At 41.7% G+C, this 18,188-nt stretch carries 17 protein-coding genes and 1 pseudogene; 14 read left to right on the plus strand and 4 right to left on the minus strand.

Annotated elements, in window-relative coordinates:
- The first annotated feature begins 81 nt into the window (after window positions 1-81).
- The 3 genes from RH40_RS05615 to RH40_RS05625 all read left to right on the plus strand — a co-directional run bounded on the left by RH40_RS05615 (window position 82) and on the right by RH40_RS05625 (window position 4,997).
- A complete protein-coding gene (locus tag RH40_RS05615) occupies window positions 82-1,191 on the plus strand; it encodes a substrate-binding domain-containing protein (RefSeq protein ID WP_009600435.1) in 1,110 nt (369 codons plus the stop codon).
- Window positions 1,191-3,674, plus strand: coding sequence for an EAL domain-containing protein (locus RH40_RS05620; protein ID WP_009600436.1), 2,484 nt, complete (start codon window positions 1,191-1,193; stop codon window positions 3,672-3,674). The genes RH40_RS05615 and RH40_RS05620 overlap by 1 nt, the downstream gene beginning before the upstream one ends.
- A 165-nt stretch (window positions 3,675-3,839) precedes the next feature.
- Window positions 3,840-4,997, plus strand: coding sequence for a glycerate kinase (locus RH40_RS05625; RefSeq protein ID WP_009600437.1), 1,158 nt, complete (start codon window positions 3,840-3,842; stop codon window positions 4,995-4,997).
- 20 nt (window positions 4,998-5,017) lie between these two features.
- Here RH40_RS05625 and RH40_RS21280 read toward each other — a convergent pair.
- Both RH40_RS21280 and RH40_RS05635 read right to left on the minus strand, forming a co-directional pair.
- A pseudogene (locus tag RH40_RS21280) lies at window positions 5,018-5,146 on the minus strand (ADP-ribosyltransferase); the annotation flags it as partial.
- 297 nt (window positions 5,147-5,443) lie between these two features.
- A complete protein-coding gene (locus RH40_RS05635; protein ID WP_009600439.1) occupies window positions 5,444-6,274 on the minus strand; it encodes a TauD/TfdA dioxygenase family protein in 831 nt (276 codons plus the stop codon).
- Window positions 6,275-6,332: 58 nt separating this feature from the next.
- Between RH40_RS05635 and RH40_RS05640 the strand changes: the two genes are divergently transcribed.
- The 11 genes from RH40_RS05640 to RH40_RS05690 all read left to right on the plus strand — a co-directional run bounded on the left by RH40_RS05640 (window position 6,333) and on the right by RH40_RS05690 (window position 17,076).
- The gene (locus RH40_RS05640) at window positions 6,333-6,935 is read left to right on the plus strand and encodes a class I SAM-dependent methyltransferase (protein WP_009600440.1); all 603 of its coding nucleotides are present in this window, start codon (window positions 6,333-6,335) and stop codon (window positions 6,933-6,935) included.
- 118 nt (window positions 6,936-7,053) lie between these two features.
- Window positions 7,054-7,947, plus strand: a complete 894-nt coding sequence (locus RH40_RS05645; RefSeq protein ID WP_009600441.1) for a LysR family transcriptional regulator — start codon at window positions 7,054-7,056, stop codon at window positions 7,945-7,947.
- Window positions 7,948-8,038: 91 nt separating this feature from the next.
- A complete protein-coding gene (locus tag RH40_RS05650) occupies window positions 8,039-8,860 on the plus strand; it encodes a putative hydro-lyase (RefSeq protein WP_009600442.1) in 822 nt (273 codons plus the stop codon).
- A 31-nt stretch (window positions 8,861-8,891) separates the two neighbouring features.
- Window positions 8,892-9,857, plus strand: coding sequence for a TRAP transporter substrate-binding protein (locus tag RH40_RS05655; RefSeq protein ID WP_009600443.1), 966 nt, complete (start codon window positions 8,892-8,894; stop codon window positions 9,855-9,857).
- Window positions 9,858-9,905: 48 nt separating this feature from the next.
- Complete coding sequence (locus RH40_RS05660; protein ID WP_009600444.1) at window positions 9,906-10,412, plus strand: TRAP transporter small permease; 507 nt, start codon at window positions 9,906-9,908, stop codon at window positions 10,410-10,412.
- Window position 10,413: 1 nt separating this feature from the next.
- Window positions 10,414-11,721 carry a TRAP transporter large permease gene (locus tag RH40_RS05665; RefSeq protein WP_009600445.1) on the plus strand — a complete coding sequence of 436 codons (1,308 nt, stop codon included), beginning with the start codon at window positions 10,414-10,416 and terminating at the stop codon, window positions 11,719-11,721.
- A 22-nt stretch (window positions 11,722-11,743) separates the two neighbouring features.
- Window positions 11,744-12,487 carry a 5-oxoprolinase subunit PxpA gene (locus RH40_RS05670; protein ID WP_009600446.1) on the plus strand — a complete coding sequence of 248 codons (744 nt, stop codon included), beginning with the start codon at window positions 11,744-11,746 and terminating at the stop codon, window positions 12,485-12,487.
- Window positions 12,477-13,163: a 5-oxoprolinase subunit PxpB gene (gene pxpB, locus RH40_RS05675; RefSeq protein ID WP_009600447.1), complete on the plus strand. Its 687-nt coding sequence runs from the start codon at window positions 12,477-12,479 to the stop codon at window positions 13,161-13,163. Before RH40_RS05670 ends, pxpB begins: the two co-directional genes overlap by 11 nt.
- The gene (locus RH40_RS05680) at window positions 13,160-14,077 is read left to right on the plus strand and encodes a 5-oxoprolinase subunit C family protein (RefSeq protein WP_009600448.1); all 918 of its coding nucleotides are present in this window, start codon (window positions 13,160-13,162) and stop codon (window positions 14,075-14,077) included. The genes pxpB and RH40_RS05680 overlap by 4 nt, the downstream gene beginning before the upstream one ends.
- A 361-nt stretch (window positions 14,078-14,438) precedes the next feature.
- On the plus strand, window positions 14,439-15,092 hold the full coding sequence (locus RH40_RS05685; RefSeq protein WP_009600449.1) for an outer membrane beta-barrel protein: 654 nt from the start codon (window positions 14,439-14,441) through the stop codon (window positions 15,090-15,092).
- 280 nt (window positions 15,093-15,372) lie between these two features.
- Window positions 15,373-17,076: a S8 family peptidase gene (locus RH40_RS05690; RefSeq protein WP_009600450.1), complete on the plus strand. Its 1,704-nt coding sequence runs from the start codon at window positions 15,373-15,375 to the stop codon at window positions 17,074-17,076.
- 217 nt (window positions 17,077-17,293) lie between these two features.
- On the opposite strand, the gene RH40_RS05695 is transcribed toward RH40_RS05690, so the two are convergent.
- Window positions 17,294-17,989, minus strand: coding sequence for an MOSC domain-containing protein (locus RH40_RS05695; RefSeq protein WP_009600451.1), 696 nt, complete (start codon window positions 17,987-17,989; stop codon window positions 17,294-17,296).
- A gap of 10 nt (window positions 17,990-17,999) precedes the next feature.
- Window positions 18,000-18,188: hypothetical protein (locus RH40_RS20985; RefSeq protein ID WP_139056855.1), on the minus strand; the 189-nt coding region annotated here is incomplete at its 5' end.

The following is an 18,188-nucleotide window of genomic DNA, read 5'->3' on the forward strand; positions in this document are numbered from 1 at the left end:
TACCTGTTACCAAATGTTTGCTTGTGTATTAACATTATTATAAATGTATAAAAATTATCAATTATAGTTTTGTAAGTCATTATGAATATGAACTTCAAATTTGTAGCTTTAGCGTTTACTGTAGGGATACTTTCAAGCCGCTCTTGCTTGGCTGAGAGCTGTATGCCTTATGCTCAGGAAAAAGTAAACAATGCCATTGAGACGCCACACAAATGGGATGGGCCGAGCGATGGACCCGAGGCAGTTCTTGAAAAAAGTATTATCTTTGTTGCATCGGACCTGCGAAATGGCGGAGTCTATGGGGTCGCGAGAGGAATGTCTGAGGCTATTTCTAACTTAGACTGGAAGCTAAGGTTTATTGATGGACTAGGTTCAGAAGTACGCCAAGGAGCCTCGATAAGAAAAGCAATTGGGTTCGAACCTGATGCGATCGTTCTGGGTGGCATCGATGCAAATAGGCACAAAGAAGTCCTAAAGCTCGCCGAACGTTTGGGGATTGTTATTGTTGGTTGGCACGCTACGGCATTTGCCGGTGGAAGCCCTGAAATTGGGCTGTACACGAATATTACGACCGATCCTTTAGCCGTGGCTGAAGTGGCTGCACTGCTAGCGGTAGTAAGCGCAGAGGGGTCTGCTAAGGTAATCATATTTACCGACCCTAACTATAAAATTGCAGTGGAGAAAGCAAATGCGATGGCTGAAGCAATTCAGCATTGTCGAGGCTCAGAAGTACTTAGAATTGAATCGTTACCGCTTGATAAAATCGCGCAAGAGATGCCTATGACTATAAAACGCCTTTGGCGCCAATATGCAGATCAGGTTACTCATATTCTTGCTATTAATGACTTATACATTGATTTTGCCATCCCGTCTTTTGAATCCCTACTGGTAAAAAATGAGCCAATACCGATAAATATTTCAGCGGGAGATGGAAGTAAAGCAGCCTACAAGAGGATAAATAACGCACTGTTTCAACTAGCCACGGTTCCAGAACCCCTTTATCAGCATGGATGGCAAATTGTTGACGAGTTAAATAGGGCTTTCAATGCACAGGCTCCAAGTGGGTACTCTGGCCCTGTCCACATCGTAACACCAGAAAATGTTGAGGGTTTGCTTAGTCATGATCACACAGGTATTTATGACCCGAAAAATGGTTATCGGAAAGCGTATATGAAAATTTGGAAACCATAATGAAGTTTAAATCTGTCAGCATTACCCAGCGTCTTGTAACGACAAATTTACTCTCACTGCTTATCGTTAGTTTTGCAGTGATTTTGGTTATTCGCTCACTTTATTACATTGAATCGACCCTCAAAACAGATACATCAGTGCATGTCGCTCAGTTGACTGTAAACTCGGAAATCAGTCGCAGAGTCTTTGCTTTAACGTCTAGAGTAAAGTTGCTGGAACAAACTTTTTTGTTCAGCGAAACTGCGCTTTCAGAGGAAGCTTCTAACATAGATGTTCAGCTGCAAAGGCTAAGAAACCTATCGACTAATCAAGACTTTTCAGAAAAAATCGATACATTTATAGAAAACTTCCATCGCTTTTTAGGGAGCTCGCTCGCCTTAAATCGGATACTAAAGCAAACAGGTGAAATTGATGCAGAACTGGCTGAACAGTTAGATTTACTCGAGTTAGCTATCGCCGATAGCAAGCTGAAACACCTCAGACAAGAGGAATTTATTAGTCACAATAATGAGCTTGATATAATCAATATGCTGCGTGAAGCGTTTCTCTCAGCAGGAAAAATGGTTGGGGATATTCACAGCCGTATTACGCCTGAGACTGAGAAAGTTCTGCTTATAGAAGTCAGTAAAGAGTTTGATATATTCTTACTTCACTTAGAAAATATAGCCGTAAACTCGGATGATGTTTTTGAGCAGAAAAAGCGAATCAAAAAAACGGTACAAGCTTACAATTCTGCCTTGAGACGTATTAGAGCCAACCTTGATCAAAGATGGGTTGTGATGGACCTTTTGGTGAACTCACAAGTTGAGTTGCTTGATATGGTTGAAATTTCAGAAGCAAGGATTCAGCAGCAGACCTTGATGTTAACGGAGCAATTAGAAAAAGAGATCGCTCAGTCTCGTTTTAACGCAGTTGTTATTAGCTTATCTGCATTTTTGTTTTCCGTATTACTCGCCATTTATGTTGTGAGAATGCATATACGTAAACCTCTCGATGATCTTAAGAACGGTTTTGATCGGCTGGAATCTAACAGCTTGAAAAAACCAATCGACTTGGGCAGAGATGACGAGTGGAGTCACTTGGAGAGTGCATACAATAATATGGCTAATCGCCTTTCTGAGGCTTATGCAAAGATCAACGAAGAGAAAAAGAACTTCGATTTTCTTGCCCACCATGATCCACTAACAGGACTTTCAAATCGTCTCTATGCCAGTGAACAGTTGGAAGAGGCGATACGCCAAGCAACAGAGAATGACTCAACATTCTTAATTCTCTATCTTGATACCGATGAATTTAAGACAATAAACGACTCTTTAGGCCATGCAGCGGGTGACAACTTGTTGATCACCATATCGGAAGTGTTAAAAGAAATCATTGGAAAATCTGGATTTGTCGCGCGTATGGGAGGTGACGAATTCTTGGTATTGGTCACCGATATTTCGCTAAAAGAAGGCGAGGTATTGGCAGCTCAAATTAATAAAGCGTTAAGAAGACCTTATTATATCGATGATAATTTAATTTTTGTTTCAGTGAGTATTGGTGTTTGTCAGTTCCCAGAGCATGGGCGTGATCCGGAAACATTAGTGCGTAATGCAGATACAGCGATGTATCACGCTAAGCGTCACGGGCGAGATCAGTATCGAGTCTACGCGGATAAAATGACCCATGAGGTTACTGATCTGATTGAAACTAATATCGGTTTAAGGCAGGCGATACAAAATGAAGAGCTTGTTGTCTATTTCCAGCCTAAAATTGACCTTGAAACGGATAGTGTGGTCGGTGCAGAAGCCTTGGTCCGATGGAATCACCCCAAATTAGGATTGTTACCGCCCACTGAATTTCTTGAAGTGGCCGAGAAAACTGACCTCATCATTGACATTGATAAGTGGGTGTTCACTCAAGTCGTTGAATTGATCTCGAAATGGCGTGAAAGCGGACTAGATATCACGGGGCTTGTTTTTTCGATAAACTTCTCTGCCCGAATGTTTTACATGAGCGACCTCGCTGACCAGTTACAAGTGATTTTGGACAGAACAGGGTGCCATCCAAAGCAGCTCTTGTTAGAAATTAGCGAGAGAGACATGATGAGAGACTTTGAAACTTGCGTTAAAAACGTCGCTAAGCTTCATGAGAGAGGCTACAAAATAGCAATTGATGACTTTGGCAAAGGGTATTCTTCTCTGTCGGTGCTTAAGCATTTACCTGCCGACAGTATTAAATTGGATCGCAGTTTTATCGAGGATGTGAGTTCCTCAAAAGTTGATTTTGAGATCACCAGAGCCGTGCTAAAACTTGCGCGGATACTGGAGTTTTCTGTGATTGCTGAAGGAGTCGAAACCAAATCTCATGTCGCTACGCTTCGCAAAATTGGTTGTCGCTACGCACAGGGCTATGCTTTTGCTGAGCCCCTTACCATAGATAATTGGGTCAAATACATGACTCTCGACAAGACAGGAACAAAACGCTCACATTCCATTGATTAGCAGCGATTGTAAGCCTAGACTTGAATATCGTTTCTCAGACAACAAGGGAAACGTTTGCAATATCCTCATTTTTTCATCTACATTGTATGTCGAATCAAGACCCACCTATTTCCCGCTAAATATCGCAAAACATGATGGAATTCGCTCAATTAAAGGAAGTAACAAATGAAGATTGTGATTGCTCCAGATTCTTACAAGGAAAGTTTAAGCGCAGAAGAGGTTGCTAGTGCAATTGAGAAAGGTTTTTTACGCGTTTTTCCTGATGCTAACATTATCAAAGTACCACTTGCGGACGGTGGAGAGGGTACGGTTGATAGTTTTATCTCTAATGTGGGGGGGCGTCGTATCTTTCACAGTGTGACAGGCCCACTAGGCTCTGAAACAGACAGCTTCTTTGGGGTGTTATCAAATCAGACCACAGCGGTGATTGAAATGGCAGCTGCTTCAGGTTTGAATCTTATAAAAAGCCGTGACCGTAATCCTTGGCTCACAACAACTTATGGTACGGGAGAGCTGATTAAAGCCGCATTAGATCTTGGCATAAGACATATCATTATTGGTCTTGGTGGGAGTGCAACGAACGATGGTGGAATGGGTATGCTACAAGCTCTGGGTGTCAAGTTTCTCGACTTGGAAGGTATTGAACTGAAGCAGGGTGGGGGTGAACTAGGTAAATTGGCACGTATTGACTTGTCCTGTTGCGATGAGCGTCTTAAAGACACTCGATTTCAAGTCATATGTGATGTCGATAATCCTCTTTGTGGCCCTCAGGGTGCATCCTACTTTTTTGGTCCTCAGAAGGGGGCAACACAAGATATGTTTGAGTCCTTGGATAACAACCTCGCACATTATGCCCAGATCGTTCATCAGACAACAGGTATTGATATACTGGATACTAAGGGGGCAGGGGCTGCTGGTGGAATGGGAGCTGCGTTTTTAGGAATACTAAAACAACGTCTCTTGCCTGGTGTTGAAGTAATTATGGAATCAGTCGGCTTTGATAAAAATCTTGCTGACTCAACGCTTGTTATTACCGGAGAGGGATGTATCGATGCGCAAACTGTTTGTGGTAAGGCTCCGATTGGCGTAGCGAGAGCAGCAAAGAAACATGGTATCCCTGTGATTGTAATTGCAGGCAGTACGGGTGTGGATGTTGAGAGAGTTTATCAGTATGGTATCGATGCTGTTTACAGTGTTATTAATAGTGCTTGCTCGTTAGAAGATGCCTATCAACTGGCAAAATACAATACAGAATTTGTGGCCATGAATATTGCGAAAACGCTTAGTCTTGGCGGATTACCACTTGATTCGAAGCGGCACTAGGACCGCCTTTTTGTCTAGATCTATAAGCAGAGGAAATGGACACGATTTATGGGGGTCACTTCTTCGCCACTGAAACTATCATAGACGTGTACGTCTGGTTCAGTCTTTACATATTTTTTGGGATTCTTAATTTCACGAAGCTTAATGTATACCCAAGTGACTTCAAAATGCAGTATTCAGAGCGATGCCACCGTGTTGAGTTCAAGGAAAATAACGCAGCGAAATAGTCGACTCTTACCAAGTTATTTGACGATGAAATCGGCGCTGTGGCACGCTCACAAGGGGCGAGTTGTCTTGCTTTACATGCGTCGTTACCGATTTTCAATTTAGATGACTAGATTTTCAAATCGTTGCCTTGCCTGTAAAGCAAGTCATTCTCGCTGAATCTAGCATCTTGAGGTTACTTGGGTATAATTCTTTTTGGGTTTCAGTTTGGTGCCGTGATGTTAATTGGGCGTGGAGTCACTGACTGTTACACGGTGCAACTTTCTCGGTGTATCTTTATAGTCAATGACAGCGTAATGTTGTGTAACACGGTTATCCCAAATAGCTAATGTTCCTTTTTTCCATTTAAGTCTCACTTGGAATTCAGGACGACGAGCGTGAGCGAATAGCTGATCTAAGAGCTTTTGGCTGGAATCTGGCGACATATTTTCTATCTGACGAGTAAATTGCTCATTAATGAAAAGTGTCTCTTTCTGTGTCTCTGGATGGACGTGAACCATCGGGTGTGTGACAGGGGGGTATTTTTGAGAAGTTTCGATAACTTTTTTTTGCCAATCAAGCGTAACGTCATGCTCTTCAATATTTTCAAATGCTGTTAAAGAGTGAATGGCTGACATATCTCTAAGTTGTTGCTGTAAATCAGGTTCTAAAGAATCAAACACTGCGGTCATAGAGCACCAGATGGTATCTCCACCAACACTGGGAACATGCTGCGCATGTAATAAAGAACATTTGGAAGGCGTTTTCCTCCAGGTTAGATCGGTATGCCAAATACTCTCTAATGGTTGATTTCCCCTTGTTGTTTCTATGATACAGATTTGCGGATGAGATTTTACATTTGGAAAAAATGGATGGACAGGCTCAAGTTGCCCAAATCTTTCTGCCAGAAGAAGGTGTTCGCTTGGTGACAAGTTTTGTTGATCGACAAAGATAACTTGGTGATTTAAAAATGCTTGGTAGACTTGGTCAAAGTCGGATTGGCTGCAGCGTGCCAGATCAACATTTCTTACATAAGCACCGATATGTGGCGTTAGGCGTTCAATTTCTAGCATTATTTCTCTCTATTCTTGTTACACTTAATTCATCCATTTTATATTAGACCGGGATTCTGTGAATTTTATTGATCGTTTTAATGTTTATTTTTATCACCTTAAACGAGAAAAATTATGGCCACAAGATAGTGCCAGGATTCAAGGGTGGAGAAATACAAATAGTCAAGAAATACGGTTTGCCATATTCGAGCAAAACATCGATTTTTGTTCGAAATCTGTTTTAGATTTAGGCTGCGGTTATGGCGACTTTTATCATTATCTTCAGCAAACGGCATCTATAGGTAAGTATACTGGAATTGACTTTCATAAAAATTTTGTCAAGCAAGCACGGAAAAAAGCGGGAGAAAACAGCCACTTTGTTCATGGGAACTTTGCTGAATTGATGCTTGAGATGCACGACATTGTTATTGCTTCTGGCTCACTTAACTACCGCAGTGATGATCCCAATTATTTAGCGTCAATGATTGAGTTGGGATACCGTAAAAGCAGAAAAACTTTTGGTTTTAATTTGTTAGATAGGAACTATTGTAAACCAGATGGATTACTTCAATCGTATTTTCCGGAAGATGTTGTCAGACTATGTCATCATTGGTGTGAAGAGGTTGTATTGATTGATAATTATTTGGACTATGATTTTACTATCATTATGCAAAAAACGTAATTTTTCGCTCTTGCGTTATTACCTTTGACACTCTTTTCTTTGCTCTATCCGCTTGCCTGCCTGCCTGCTGATGATCGATTAGTTTGAATTGTTATGCATATCGGTGTTTGGGACGGCAATGAACTTTAAACGTATTGAGACTTTTGTCTTAGTGGCAACATTGGGAAGCTTTCGAAAAGCAGCGGAACAACAATATACCACGCAACCCGCAATTTCGAGTCGAATTGCAGCTTTAGAACAAGAGCTCGGTGTAATGTTATTCGATAGGGACTCAACTCCTATTGTGTTAACTGCGGATGGTAAAGAGCTCTTACCCTTTGCAGAAAAAGTTGTTTTTATGGCAGATCAATTGCGACAGCGAGCCGATATAAGTCGTCAATTCTCGGGCACATTACGACTTGGGGTTTCAGAAACCATTGTTCACACATGGCTGCCGACGTTTCTAAAAGAGTTACATGATCAGTTGCCTAATTTGGATGTGGATATGACGGTCGATGTGACCAGTCATTTACGCACAGGTTTACTGGATAAGACTTTTGATCTGACATTTCTGATGGGGCCTATTTCTGACCCTGGTATTGTTAATGTGGACTTGTGTGACTTTCCTCTTGTTTGGATTGCTAGCCCAAGCCTTGGCCTTCCTGAACGAACGTTAACACTGGAAGAATTAGTTCATTACCCAATCATTACTTATTCGAGAAATACTAAACCTTTTAGGGAAATTAGTGATCGTTTTATGCAGGTTGATGGCCTACCAGTACGTTTTTTTTCATCCAGTTCATTATCGGCATGTCGAAAACTGACGTGCGATGGAGTTGGTGTTTCTGCACTCCCGAGTGATGTTGTTTCGGCAGATTTGCAGTCTGGGCGGCTTATACAACTAAATACCGAGTGGCTACCATCTGCGCTTCATTTCACTGCGTCATATTCGTCTGGGCCGCTCAATAGTACCGCTAAAATTGCCACAGAGATTGCGATGAAAGTATCAAGTGAATTTAAAAGCGATAAATAAAATTTATCAATAACAGTAAATAACCATAACTTGACATAAAGCGGCAACAAGAATAAAACCATGATTACAACTTTTTAACATTGGTTTTGTGATGTCCCGCAATTCGACTTTATCATCAGACGATAGAAAAGATGCATTGGCTGAAGTCCAAGAGCTTAGAATGAAGATCCGCGCTGGTGAATGGCGTGAGGCCACCAGTGGTGTGGGTAATGGCGTAATGCAAGCGAATGTGGTTATTTTGCCCAAAGAATGGGCAGATGATTTTTTGATCTATTGTCAAAACAACCCGATATCATGCCCATTACTTGCTGTTTCAAAGCCCGGTTCATGCCTGTTAGAGCAGCTTGGGGCGAATATTGATATTCGCTCAGATATCCCAGAATACAATATATACCGTGATGGCTCACTGTCTGATACAACTTCCGATATTTCTTCTTTATGGCAGGAGGATTGGGTCACGTTTGCCTTGGGATGTTCGTTCTCTTTTGAACAACTTTTACAACGCTCGGGTCTTGGCCTTCGCAATATCGAAGAGAAGAAGAATGTATCTATGTATCGAACCAATATCGAGACAAAACAAAGCCATCGTTTTTACGGCAATACCGTTGTTTCTATGCGCCCATTTACTGCCAGCGACGCTATTCGCGCGATTCAGATTACTGCTCGGTTACCAAAAGCACATGGGGCTCCTATCCATCTAGGGGATCCGGCATTGATTGGTATCAATAATATTACTCAACCGGACTATGGTGATGCAGTGACTATTTATCCTGACGAGCTGCCAGTATTTTGGGCCTGTGGTGTGACGCCACAAGTCGCGATCGAAAATGCGAAGCCTCCGATTGCTATTACTCATGTTCCAGGAAAAATGTTACTTACTGATTGGCTTATCGACGACATGTTGGAGTTCTGAGCGCTTATCATCTTTTAATGGAGAAAAATCTATGAAATGGACATCAAAAATATCACTTTTACTATCAACTGGCCTTTTGTCTTTTGGTTTGCAAGCCGCCAAATGGCATATGCCCACCCCTTACGGTGACAGCCACCTTCCCACACAGATCGCTTATCAGTTTGCCAAGGATATTAGCGCAGCGACGAGTGGAGAAATTGACATTGTAGTCCACTCTGGTGCCTCCTTGATGAAGCACCCGGAAATTCCCAGAGCCGTCAGGACTGGGCAAGTTCAGCTTGGTGAAGTGTTTATCGGAATTATGGGTAACACTCATCCAATTTTTAAACACGACAATATTCCATTTTTAGCGACGGACTACGCTCAAGCTAAAAAGTTGTGGCAGGCGGCTAAGCAAGAAGTAGAAGCTCAATTGAATAAAGAGGGCATGATTCTTTTGTATACAGTGCCATGGCCAGCTCAAAGTCTTTATACCAAACACGAGGTCAACTCATTAGATGATTTAAAGGGAAGCAAGATGAGAGCTTATAGCCCATCAACATCACGTCTTGCAGATTTAATGAATACTACCCCAACGACTGTACAGCTTCCTGATATTCCTCAAGCGTTTAGTACTGGCATCATTGATGCAATGATTACATCACCGTCAACGGGAGCCAATGGTCAAGCTTGGGATTATCTTAGCCACTTTACTGAGGTCAAAGCTTGGATTCCAAAAAACTTTGTGCTTATCAATAAGAGAACGTTTAAACGTTTGAGTCCTGAATCACGTCAAGCTGTATTGGATGCTGCACAAAAAGCGGAACAATCAGCGTGGAATCAAGTTGTTGAGCGTGAAGCAAGAGATACCGGGATTCTCGCTAGCAATGGAATCAAAGTAGCTAAACCCTCCTCACAGCTTTTGTCTGAGCTCAAGAAGGTGGGGCAAGTTATGACAGAAGAATGGCAGCAAGAGGCACCAAAAGAAGTGAAAGCGGTTTTGGCTAAATATCAATAATAGTGTTTAATATCAGTTAGTAATGTCATCCAGAGGAAGGTTTCGTTGATGAGTGGATTAAAAAATAGTTTGTATTTGTTGTCGGGATATTCCTCTGGTGTGTGCATTGTTTTCATTATGCTCATCATTCTTGCGCAGGTAATTGGAAGGTTATTTGGTTTTATCGTTCCTTCTGCAGAGGATTTTTCTGGTTACTTGCTCGCTGCATCTACATTTTTTGGTTTAGCTTATTCTTTCAAAGAAGGTGGGCATATAAGAGTCAATATATTACTGCAACGTTTACCAGCAAGTGTTCAACTCTTTCATGAAGTTTTTCTGTTATTTGTAGCATTATTTATTGCTGCTTTTATGGGGTTCTATTGTGCCCATATGGTGTGGGAATCATACCTCTTTGAGGAAATAACACATGGCTATATTCCTATTCCTTTGTGGGTGCCGCAACTTCCCGTGGCACTGGGTTTGGTTGGACTCAACCTTGCGATCATCGATAACTTGATCTTAGCGTTATCCGGCAAAGAGCCGATTTATAAAATCCGTGAAAGAGAGGTAGATTAAAATGGATGTTTCCACACTTTCCGTTGTGCTTGCGTTTAGCATGTTGCTGATGCTTGGCGCAGGCTTGTGGGTTTCTTTGGCACTGGTTGGCGTTGGGGCTTTAGGGTTATATATCACTGGAAATGAGCAAGTAGGACTATTGTTTGCTACATCAAGTTGGGGAGGGAGCACAAGCTGGTCTTTAACCGCTCTTCCAATGTTTATTTGGATGGGTGAGCTTTTATTTCGAACTCGCCTTTCAAAAGATCTATTTGAGGGACTTGCTCCTTTCCTTAACCATGCACCGGGAAAGCTATTTCATGTGAATATTCTTAGTTGTGGTATTTTTGCTGCTGTTTCTGGGTCCTCGGCAGCCACAGCGGCAACCATAGGTCGGATGACGTTACCTGAGTTAAAAAAGCAGGGATACAGCGACAAAATGGCCGTGGGAACACTAGCGGGCTCTGGTACACTCGGTCTGTTGATTCCACCTTCCATTATTCTTATTGTCTATGGAGTCGCTGCTGAGGTTTCGATTGGACGTTTGTTCATTGCGGGTGCCTTACCTGGACTGATGCTGGTCGCATTATTTATGTCTTATACCGCCATTTGGTCACTTATGAACAAAAACGAGCTGCCACAGACAGTGTCGATAAAATCTTCATGGGGAGATAAAGCTCAGGCGCTCAAGAAATTACTCCCTATTGTTAGCCTTATTTTATTTGTACTTGGGTCAATATATGGGGGGTTAACCACCCCGACAGAAGCAGCTGCGCTTGGAGTGTTTGGTGCTATTGTACTGGCAAAGATGACGGGGACACTCTCTGTTGATAACTTTTTTGCCAGTTTATTGGGTGCTGTTAAAAGTGCTTGTATGATAGGTTTGATATTAGTTGGTGCCCACTTTTTGACTTTGGCGATGGGATTTTTGGGGATACCAAAAGCACTTGCTGAGTGGATTGCGGCGCTGACATTGTCGCCTTTCGAGTTGTTGTTTTATTTGACTCTTCTTTTCGTTGTTTTAGGCTGTTTTTTAGATGGTATTTCTGTTGTTGTACTAACCGTTGCTGTTGTTCTGCCTATGGTTCAGCAAGCGGGTATCGATCTACTTTGGTTTGGTATTTTTATTGTACTTGTGGTCGAGATGTCCCAAATTACCCCACCAGTCGGCTTTAACTTGTTTGTAATTCAATCCCTTACAGGAAAGAGTATTTTGTATGTTGCTCGTGCATCACTGCCTTTCTTTTTTCTAATCGTACTGGGGCTGGTGCTGATAACTCTTTTCCCCCAGATAGTCACGTATTTACCAACCACTATGGTTCAGCGCTAGGAATATTCTCTGAGGTAATACTATGAAGATAAATTGTGATATGGGTGAATCTTTCGGGAGCTGGGTCAAGGGAAATGATGCTGAAGTTATGCCTTATATTGATATGGCGAATATTGCATGTGGATTTCATGCCTCTGACCCTAGCACTATGGATGAGACAGTGCGATGTGCCGTGGATAATCAGGTAAAAATTGGTGCTCATCCGGGATATCCAGACCTTATTGGCTTTGGGCGTAGAGAGATGAATGTTTCTGCACAGGATTTAGAGGCAATGCTGATTTATCAGGTAGGTGCTTTGGAGTCGTTTTGTCGTAAATATCAAACAACAGTCAGTTACATAAAACCTCACGGTGCTATGTATAACCAAATGATGAAAGACGAGGCCATGTTGAAAACCATTATGCGAGCAGTGGCGACTCTTTCACCTCAGTATCCACTTGTTGTCATGGCAACCCCCAGAAATGATGTCGTTCGAGAATTTGCCGAACAGACAGGAATCAATGTATGGTTCGAAGCATTTTCTGACCGTTCCTACGATGATGAGGGGTTCTTGGTTCCTAGGAGCGTTCAAGGGGCTGTTCATAATAGCTTAGAGTTAGTTACTGATCAGGTGACACAGATCATTATGGAGTCATCCGTTACCAGTATTAGTGGTAAAACTCTCAAGATTGATGCAGATACAATTTGTATTCATGGTGATGGAGATCATGCGCTCAGCATTGCTAAAGCTGCGATGCAATGTAAAGGTTTGCAGAATGAAAATTGAACCTGTAAACGAAACCAGTTGTATCATCTATTTTGGAGAAAGCATCAATGATGAGAATGCGGATACGATTAGATGCGCAATACCGCTGATAAAAGAATCTTTAGCTGATATTTTAGTCGATATTATCCCGTCTTATACTTCGATCTTGGTCATTTACGATTTTAGAAAAGTGAAGCAACGGGCTTGCATTACGCGGTTGACTGATTGTTTAACTCTTTTGTCCCAACACTCCGGAATTAATCACTCCAATCGAGTCATTGATATTCCGACTTATTATGGTGATGAAGTTGCATTGGATATGGCATATATATGTAAAAGCAAGGGTTTGAGTGTCGAGCAAGTTATTGAGCTTCATTGCCAAAAGGCGTACAACGTTTACGCGATAGGTTTTAGTCCCGGTTTTGCTTACTTAGGTTCTGTTGATGACAAGATTAAGATATCGAGAAAACCGACTCCACGACTGAGTGTTCCCATGGGAAGTGTCGGGATCGCAGATGATCAAACCGCCGTTTACCCCAGTTCAACTCCCGGAGGTTGGCAAATTATTGGTCGTACACCAATAAAGATGATGGATTTTCAAAGCGAGAGCTTAACCAAAGTTTCGGTAGGTGACAAGGTGCGCTTCAATTCAATATCAAAACAACAATATTTAGAACTTGGAGGCATACTGGGATGAGTTTTGAAGTTATTAAGCCTGGTATACTCAGTACTCTACAAGATTGGGGACGATATGGTTATCAGCACATTGGTTTGACAACGGGGGGCCCCATGGATGAGCATGCATTTTGTTGGGCAAACTGGTTGTTAGAGAATGAAATGAACATGGCTCAAATTGAGATTACTTGGGGAAAGCTCATTCTTAAGGCACATGAGCCGACGATAATCGCGCTCACAGGAGCCGACTTAAAAGCCAAGTTAAACGATCAATACATTAGCCCTTGGACAACATATAATATCAGCAAAGGAGATATATTATCTTTTGATTCTCCTGTTCAAGGCTTAAGGGCCTACTTGGCGGTGTTAGGCGGGTTTAATGTTAAAGATTCTTTGGGCAGTATCGCGACTATTGTTCGTGAGCATATTGGTGGCCTGGCAAATGGGGAGCCTCTTAAAGAAGGAGACCTTATTCCCTTTTCCCCATCTTCAGAGAATCATTTAAAACGGGTACCAAAATGGGCAATACCTGATTACGGAGCGCCCCTCTCTTTGGGAGTCATGCTCGGGTATCAGCAAGACTCTTTTTCTAAAACTGCATTAGATACTTTTTTTTCTACTCAGTATGAGGTTTCACAAAATATCGATAGAATGGGGTATCGCCTCACGGGTACTCCCATTAGTGGCGCTTTGAATGGAATCATCTCAGAAGGTATCGCTTATGGGTCTATTCAGGTTCCACAAGATGGACAGCCAATCATATTAATGAAAGATCGTCAGACTATTGGTGGTTATCCTAAGCTTGGGTGTTTGAGTGCATTGGGCGCTAGTCGATTGGCACAAAGAGCACCAGGTACATCTGTTTCTTTCTTTCCGATGGAAATAGAACAAGCTGAAGCTGAAAGGTATTTATTTGATCAAGTTGTGCTTGGCTAGCTAAGCAGCAATAAGATCAACCGCTTATAAATTGGATTCTTTGAGCTCATTAGGGGCTCATCGTGTAACTTATAGATTACCGACCCAAGCTTTATATCTTGTTCTATATCGCCTTCTAGAACTGTCTATTTTTGCTCTGCCTAACCGCCAAACAATTTCTTGTAAGGGTGGCAAGCTCTATGTATCCCCATGTGGGGCATTAACGGAGGGTTTCAGGTTAGTTGCTTTATATAATGATAAAAAACAATTGCACACTGTTTTTTATGTGTTACTATGCGCGCAATGTTTTTTTTGAACACTGTTCAAAATTTAGTAATGTCATACATAAATATATAAAAAGCAGAAGCTTAAGAGAATGAATATGAAAAAACTACTCCTAATCACGACACCCGTTTTAATCGCAACGGCTTTTAATGCTAGTGCTGCATCAAGTAAGAGTTCAACACAAAATTTCTCCTATCTTTCTGGTGGACTGCAAGTGTCGAAGTATAATCACAAGCTGCCCACAGAAGTGAATAGTGCCGATCATTCACCGTCTGACACAATGACAGGCGCATATTTGCGTGGAAGCTGGAATTTTACTGATAATTTCTTTTTAGAGACACGCGGAGATGCAGTTTCAAAGAATGACTTGACTATCTCAACAGGATTGCTTGGCTTGGGTTATTTTTACCCAGTAAATGATGCGTTTACCGTCTATGGCTTACTTGGTGGATCGAGTGCTGAAGTTGAGCTTAATTTGATTTCAAATGGTAATATAAATTATAGAGAGACAGGATTTACCGGAGAAGTTGGTGCTCGCTATCAAGTAATGAGTCTGTGGACTATCGAACCTGCAGTTCGTATGGCAAATTATGACGATAATATGTATGAATACCGTCTGGGGAATATTGTTGGGTTGAATGAGCACGTTAGCTTAGAGGGTAACCTAGTGCACCGTAACTATACCTCAGATAGAGCCAACAATGGCTTAAAAGAAACTGCGTATCAGTTTGGTGTACGCTATAGTTTTTAAACGGCTTTTAGAGTGGTCAGTCATGAGGCTGACCACTTTGCTTTCAGGTCTGAATCACAAGAAATATAGGCTAAAATTACACTGTAAATTTTTAATTTACTACTGTAACCCAATGATATTTAGATATTTTTGTCAATAAGACATAAATCAAAATTTTTTGATAAAACATAATATATAGTGAGATCTTAAACTCAATTATTACTGCTGAGAATGATATTCAATTCTGCTCATTTTATCTTCAATTCGCTTTTTGAGCACAAGATAAAAAGGATGTTACAGAATGAATAATGGATATAAACTCTCAGCTCTTGCCGCTTCAATTGCTGCAAGTGTAAGCTTTTCAGTATTTGCCAACGTCGAAATTGAACCTGTAAATTCTCCGTTCATCACGGATGTTAAAGGAACAATTGTTGAAGATCATTCACCCAAGCCAGTTCGTCCAGCGTTTTTTTCGCTAAGCCGTATGTTAAATAATCCATCAGATGAGCGTGGTGATTGGTTTAATGCTTCGGCAAATTACTCAAACCTCCAAGGATCTGGCGTCGACTATGTTTACGATCACTTGATGCCGCCATTAAAGCCTCAACCTATTATTGTTGCTGTGCTCGATTCTGGTGTGGACATTGCTCATGAAGACCTGAAAAACAAGCTTTGGACTAATGCTGGGGAAATACCGGATAACGGTATTGATGATGATGGTAACGGTTACATTGATGATGTTCATGGTTGGAATTTCTTAGGAAACTCCTTGGGTGTTAATATGGACCACGATACTTTAGAAGTGACCAGAGAATACAAAAAATATTTAGCGTTAGAGTCAGAAGGGCAATGGATCCCTAACGAGAAAAGAGACTATTACGAAGGAGTCAAAAAGGCTTACTTAGAATCCTTTAATTATTACACAAATGCTTTAGATCAGGTGAATGAAGCAATTGAAATGGCGAACCAGTATAAGATAGCGATTTTAGATCTGGTCGATCATAAAGATTTCTCAAAAGTAGGTCTTGAAACACTTTTATCCCATTCTGAGCCCAGTGTTGTCATTGCTGCGCAAGGGCTTCTCGATGTTTTCGAGAAATGGCGTTCATTTGATTATCTTGAATCTCGTTTGAGTCGTTATCAAGATTCTCTCAACTACCATTACAACCTAGATTTTGATCCACGCAAAGATATCGTCATGGACGATATGACTAACCCTTGGGAAAAGGGATATGGCAATAATGATGTTAAAGGACCTGTCGGTAGGCATGGTACCCACGTTGCGGGAATTATCGCTGCTGAAAGGCGCAATGGTATTGGTATTGATGGTATTGCCGATTATGCAGAGATTATGGCTGTTCGAGTAGTACCTAATGGAGATGAGCGGGATAAAGATATCGCAAATGCAGTTCGTTATGCTGTTGATAATGGGGCTAAAATTATTAATATGAGTTTTGGCAAAAGTTACTCCCCACGTAAATACATTGTTGACCATGCATTTCGCTACGCTGCTCGGAAAGGTGTGCTAATTGTTCATTCAGCAGGTAACAGCCGCAATGACAACGATATTAAGCCAAGCTATCCAAATCGTTTCGCCGCTCATTACGCCTCTGAACCCATTCCTACATGGATGGACGTTGGTGCATCAGCTAAATACGCTGATGAGACATTAGTCGCGAGCTTCAGCAACTTTGGTCAAGAAACGGTAGATGTCTTTGCTCCGGGTTATCGGGTATTGTCTACTACACCAGATAATAACTATGCGGCATTCAGTGGTACTAGCATGGCTGCTCCAGTAGTGTCTGGTGTTGCTGCACTGGTATGGTCGCGTTACCCAGACTTATCCGCTGTTGAATTGAAAGCTATGCTCATGAACCAAGCAACGGTTTATCCAGAACTATTGGTCAAGAAGCCATCTTCTCCTGACGATATGGTTCCGTTTAATAGTCTTTCCATCTCCGGTGGGGTGGTAAGTGCTGAAGTAATCTTTAATACGCTCGATTAAACATTGAGTTTAAATTCGTGACATAGTGGTAAGCGCTTTGGTTTTATATTCTAGTGATCTGACTGAACAGACTCGCTATAAAATTAACAGCGCTTACCATTAAATAACAAGTCTTTGTACCTAAGTGGCTCCATACTGCAGGGTTCAGAGCGATGCCCGCAACGCAATCCATTCTCGTTTAAGCCAGCGCCTTGAGGCTATTTGGGTATATCGATGATTAGGGTTTGCCAGTCGGTCCGAATAACCTTGGCGACCAATCCTCTAACTGCTGGGTTGTAAGACGGTTGTCTACCAGTTTTGACCATGACTCTACTAGAGGCAGTCCTTGTAGTTGTCTCAGCAGAGCAGGGTCGAGGCAACCACTAAACACCGCAGCCATGATTCTTGCGATCGACCAGTTTGGATGGGGTCTTTCACAAAGAATGATATCATCGCCTTGGCCAATATCACCACCTTCAAGGACTCTAAAATACCAGCCTGTCTTCAATGTGTCTTGAAGCATTTGTGCCATGTTGTTTTGGTTAAACCTTACATTAAGTTTCCAGCATGGCATTCTGCCTTGTGATACTTCGAGTAGAGTCGTTCCTATTCGGATCTTATCTTTTATACACACATCATGTTCAGTAATTCCTTTAGAACTGATATTTTCACCGAATGCACCAATATTATTCAGTACTGGGTTTGAGCCGATACGATTGAACCAATCAGAATAGTGTTCTATCGGGTAGATGTGCAATGCTTTTTCTTTTCCTCCATGGAAACGCTTGTCAGCCTGCTCATCATTAATCATTCCGAGAGAAACAACTTTTTGTCGTTGAGTTTGAATAGTTTTATCTATGGCGCTTTTCTCGCCAAATGCGAGTGGGGAGACAGTGCCAGTTAATGTTGACACAACCTCAGCTATTTTTTGCATATGACTTTCCTTAATCGCTAACCTCAGCATTAACGAGTATATACCCAAGTGACTTCAAAATGCAGGATTCAGAGCGATGCCACCGTGTTGAGTTCAAGGAAAATAACGCAGCGTAATAGTCGACTCTTATCAAGTTGTTTGACGATGAAATCGACACTGTGGCACGCTCCCAAAGGGCGAGTTGTCTTGCTTTACATGC

The sequence above is a fragment of the Vibrio caribbeanicus ATCC BAA-2122 genome, assembly GCF_000165125.1.
In the GTDB taxonomy this organism is placed as follows: Bacteria; Pseudomonadota; Gammaproteobacteria; order Enterobacterales; family Vibrionaceae; genus Vibrio; species Vibrio caribbeanicus.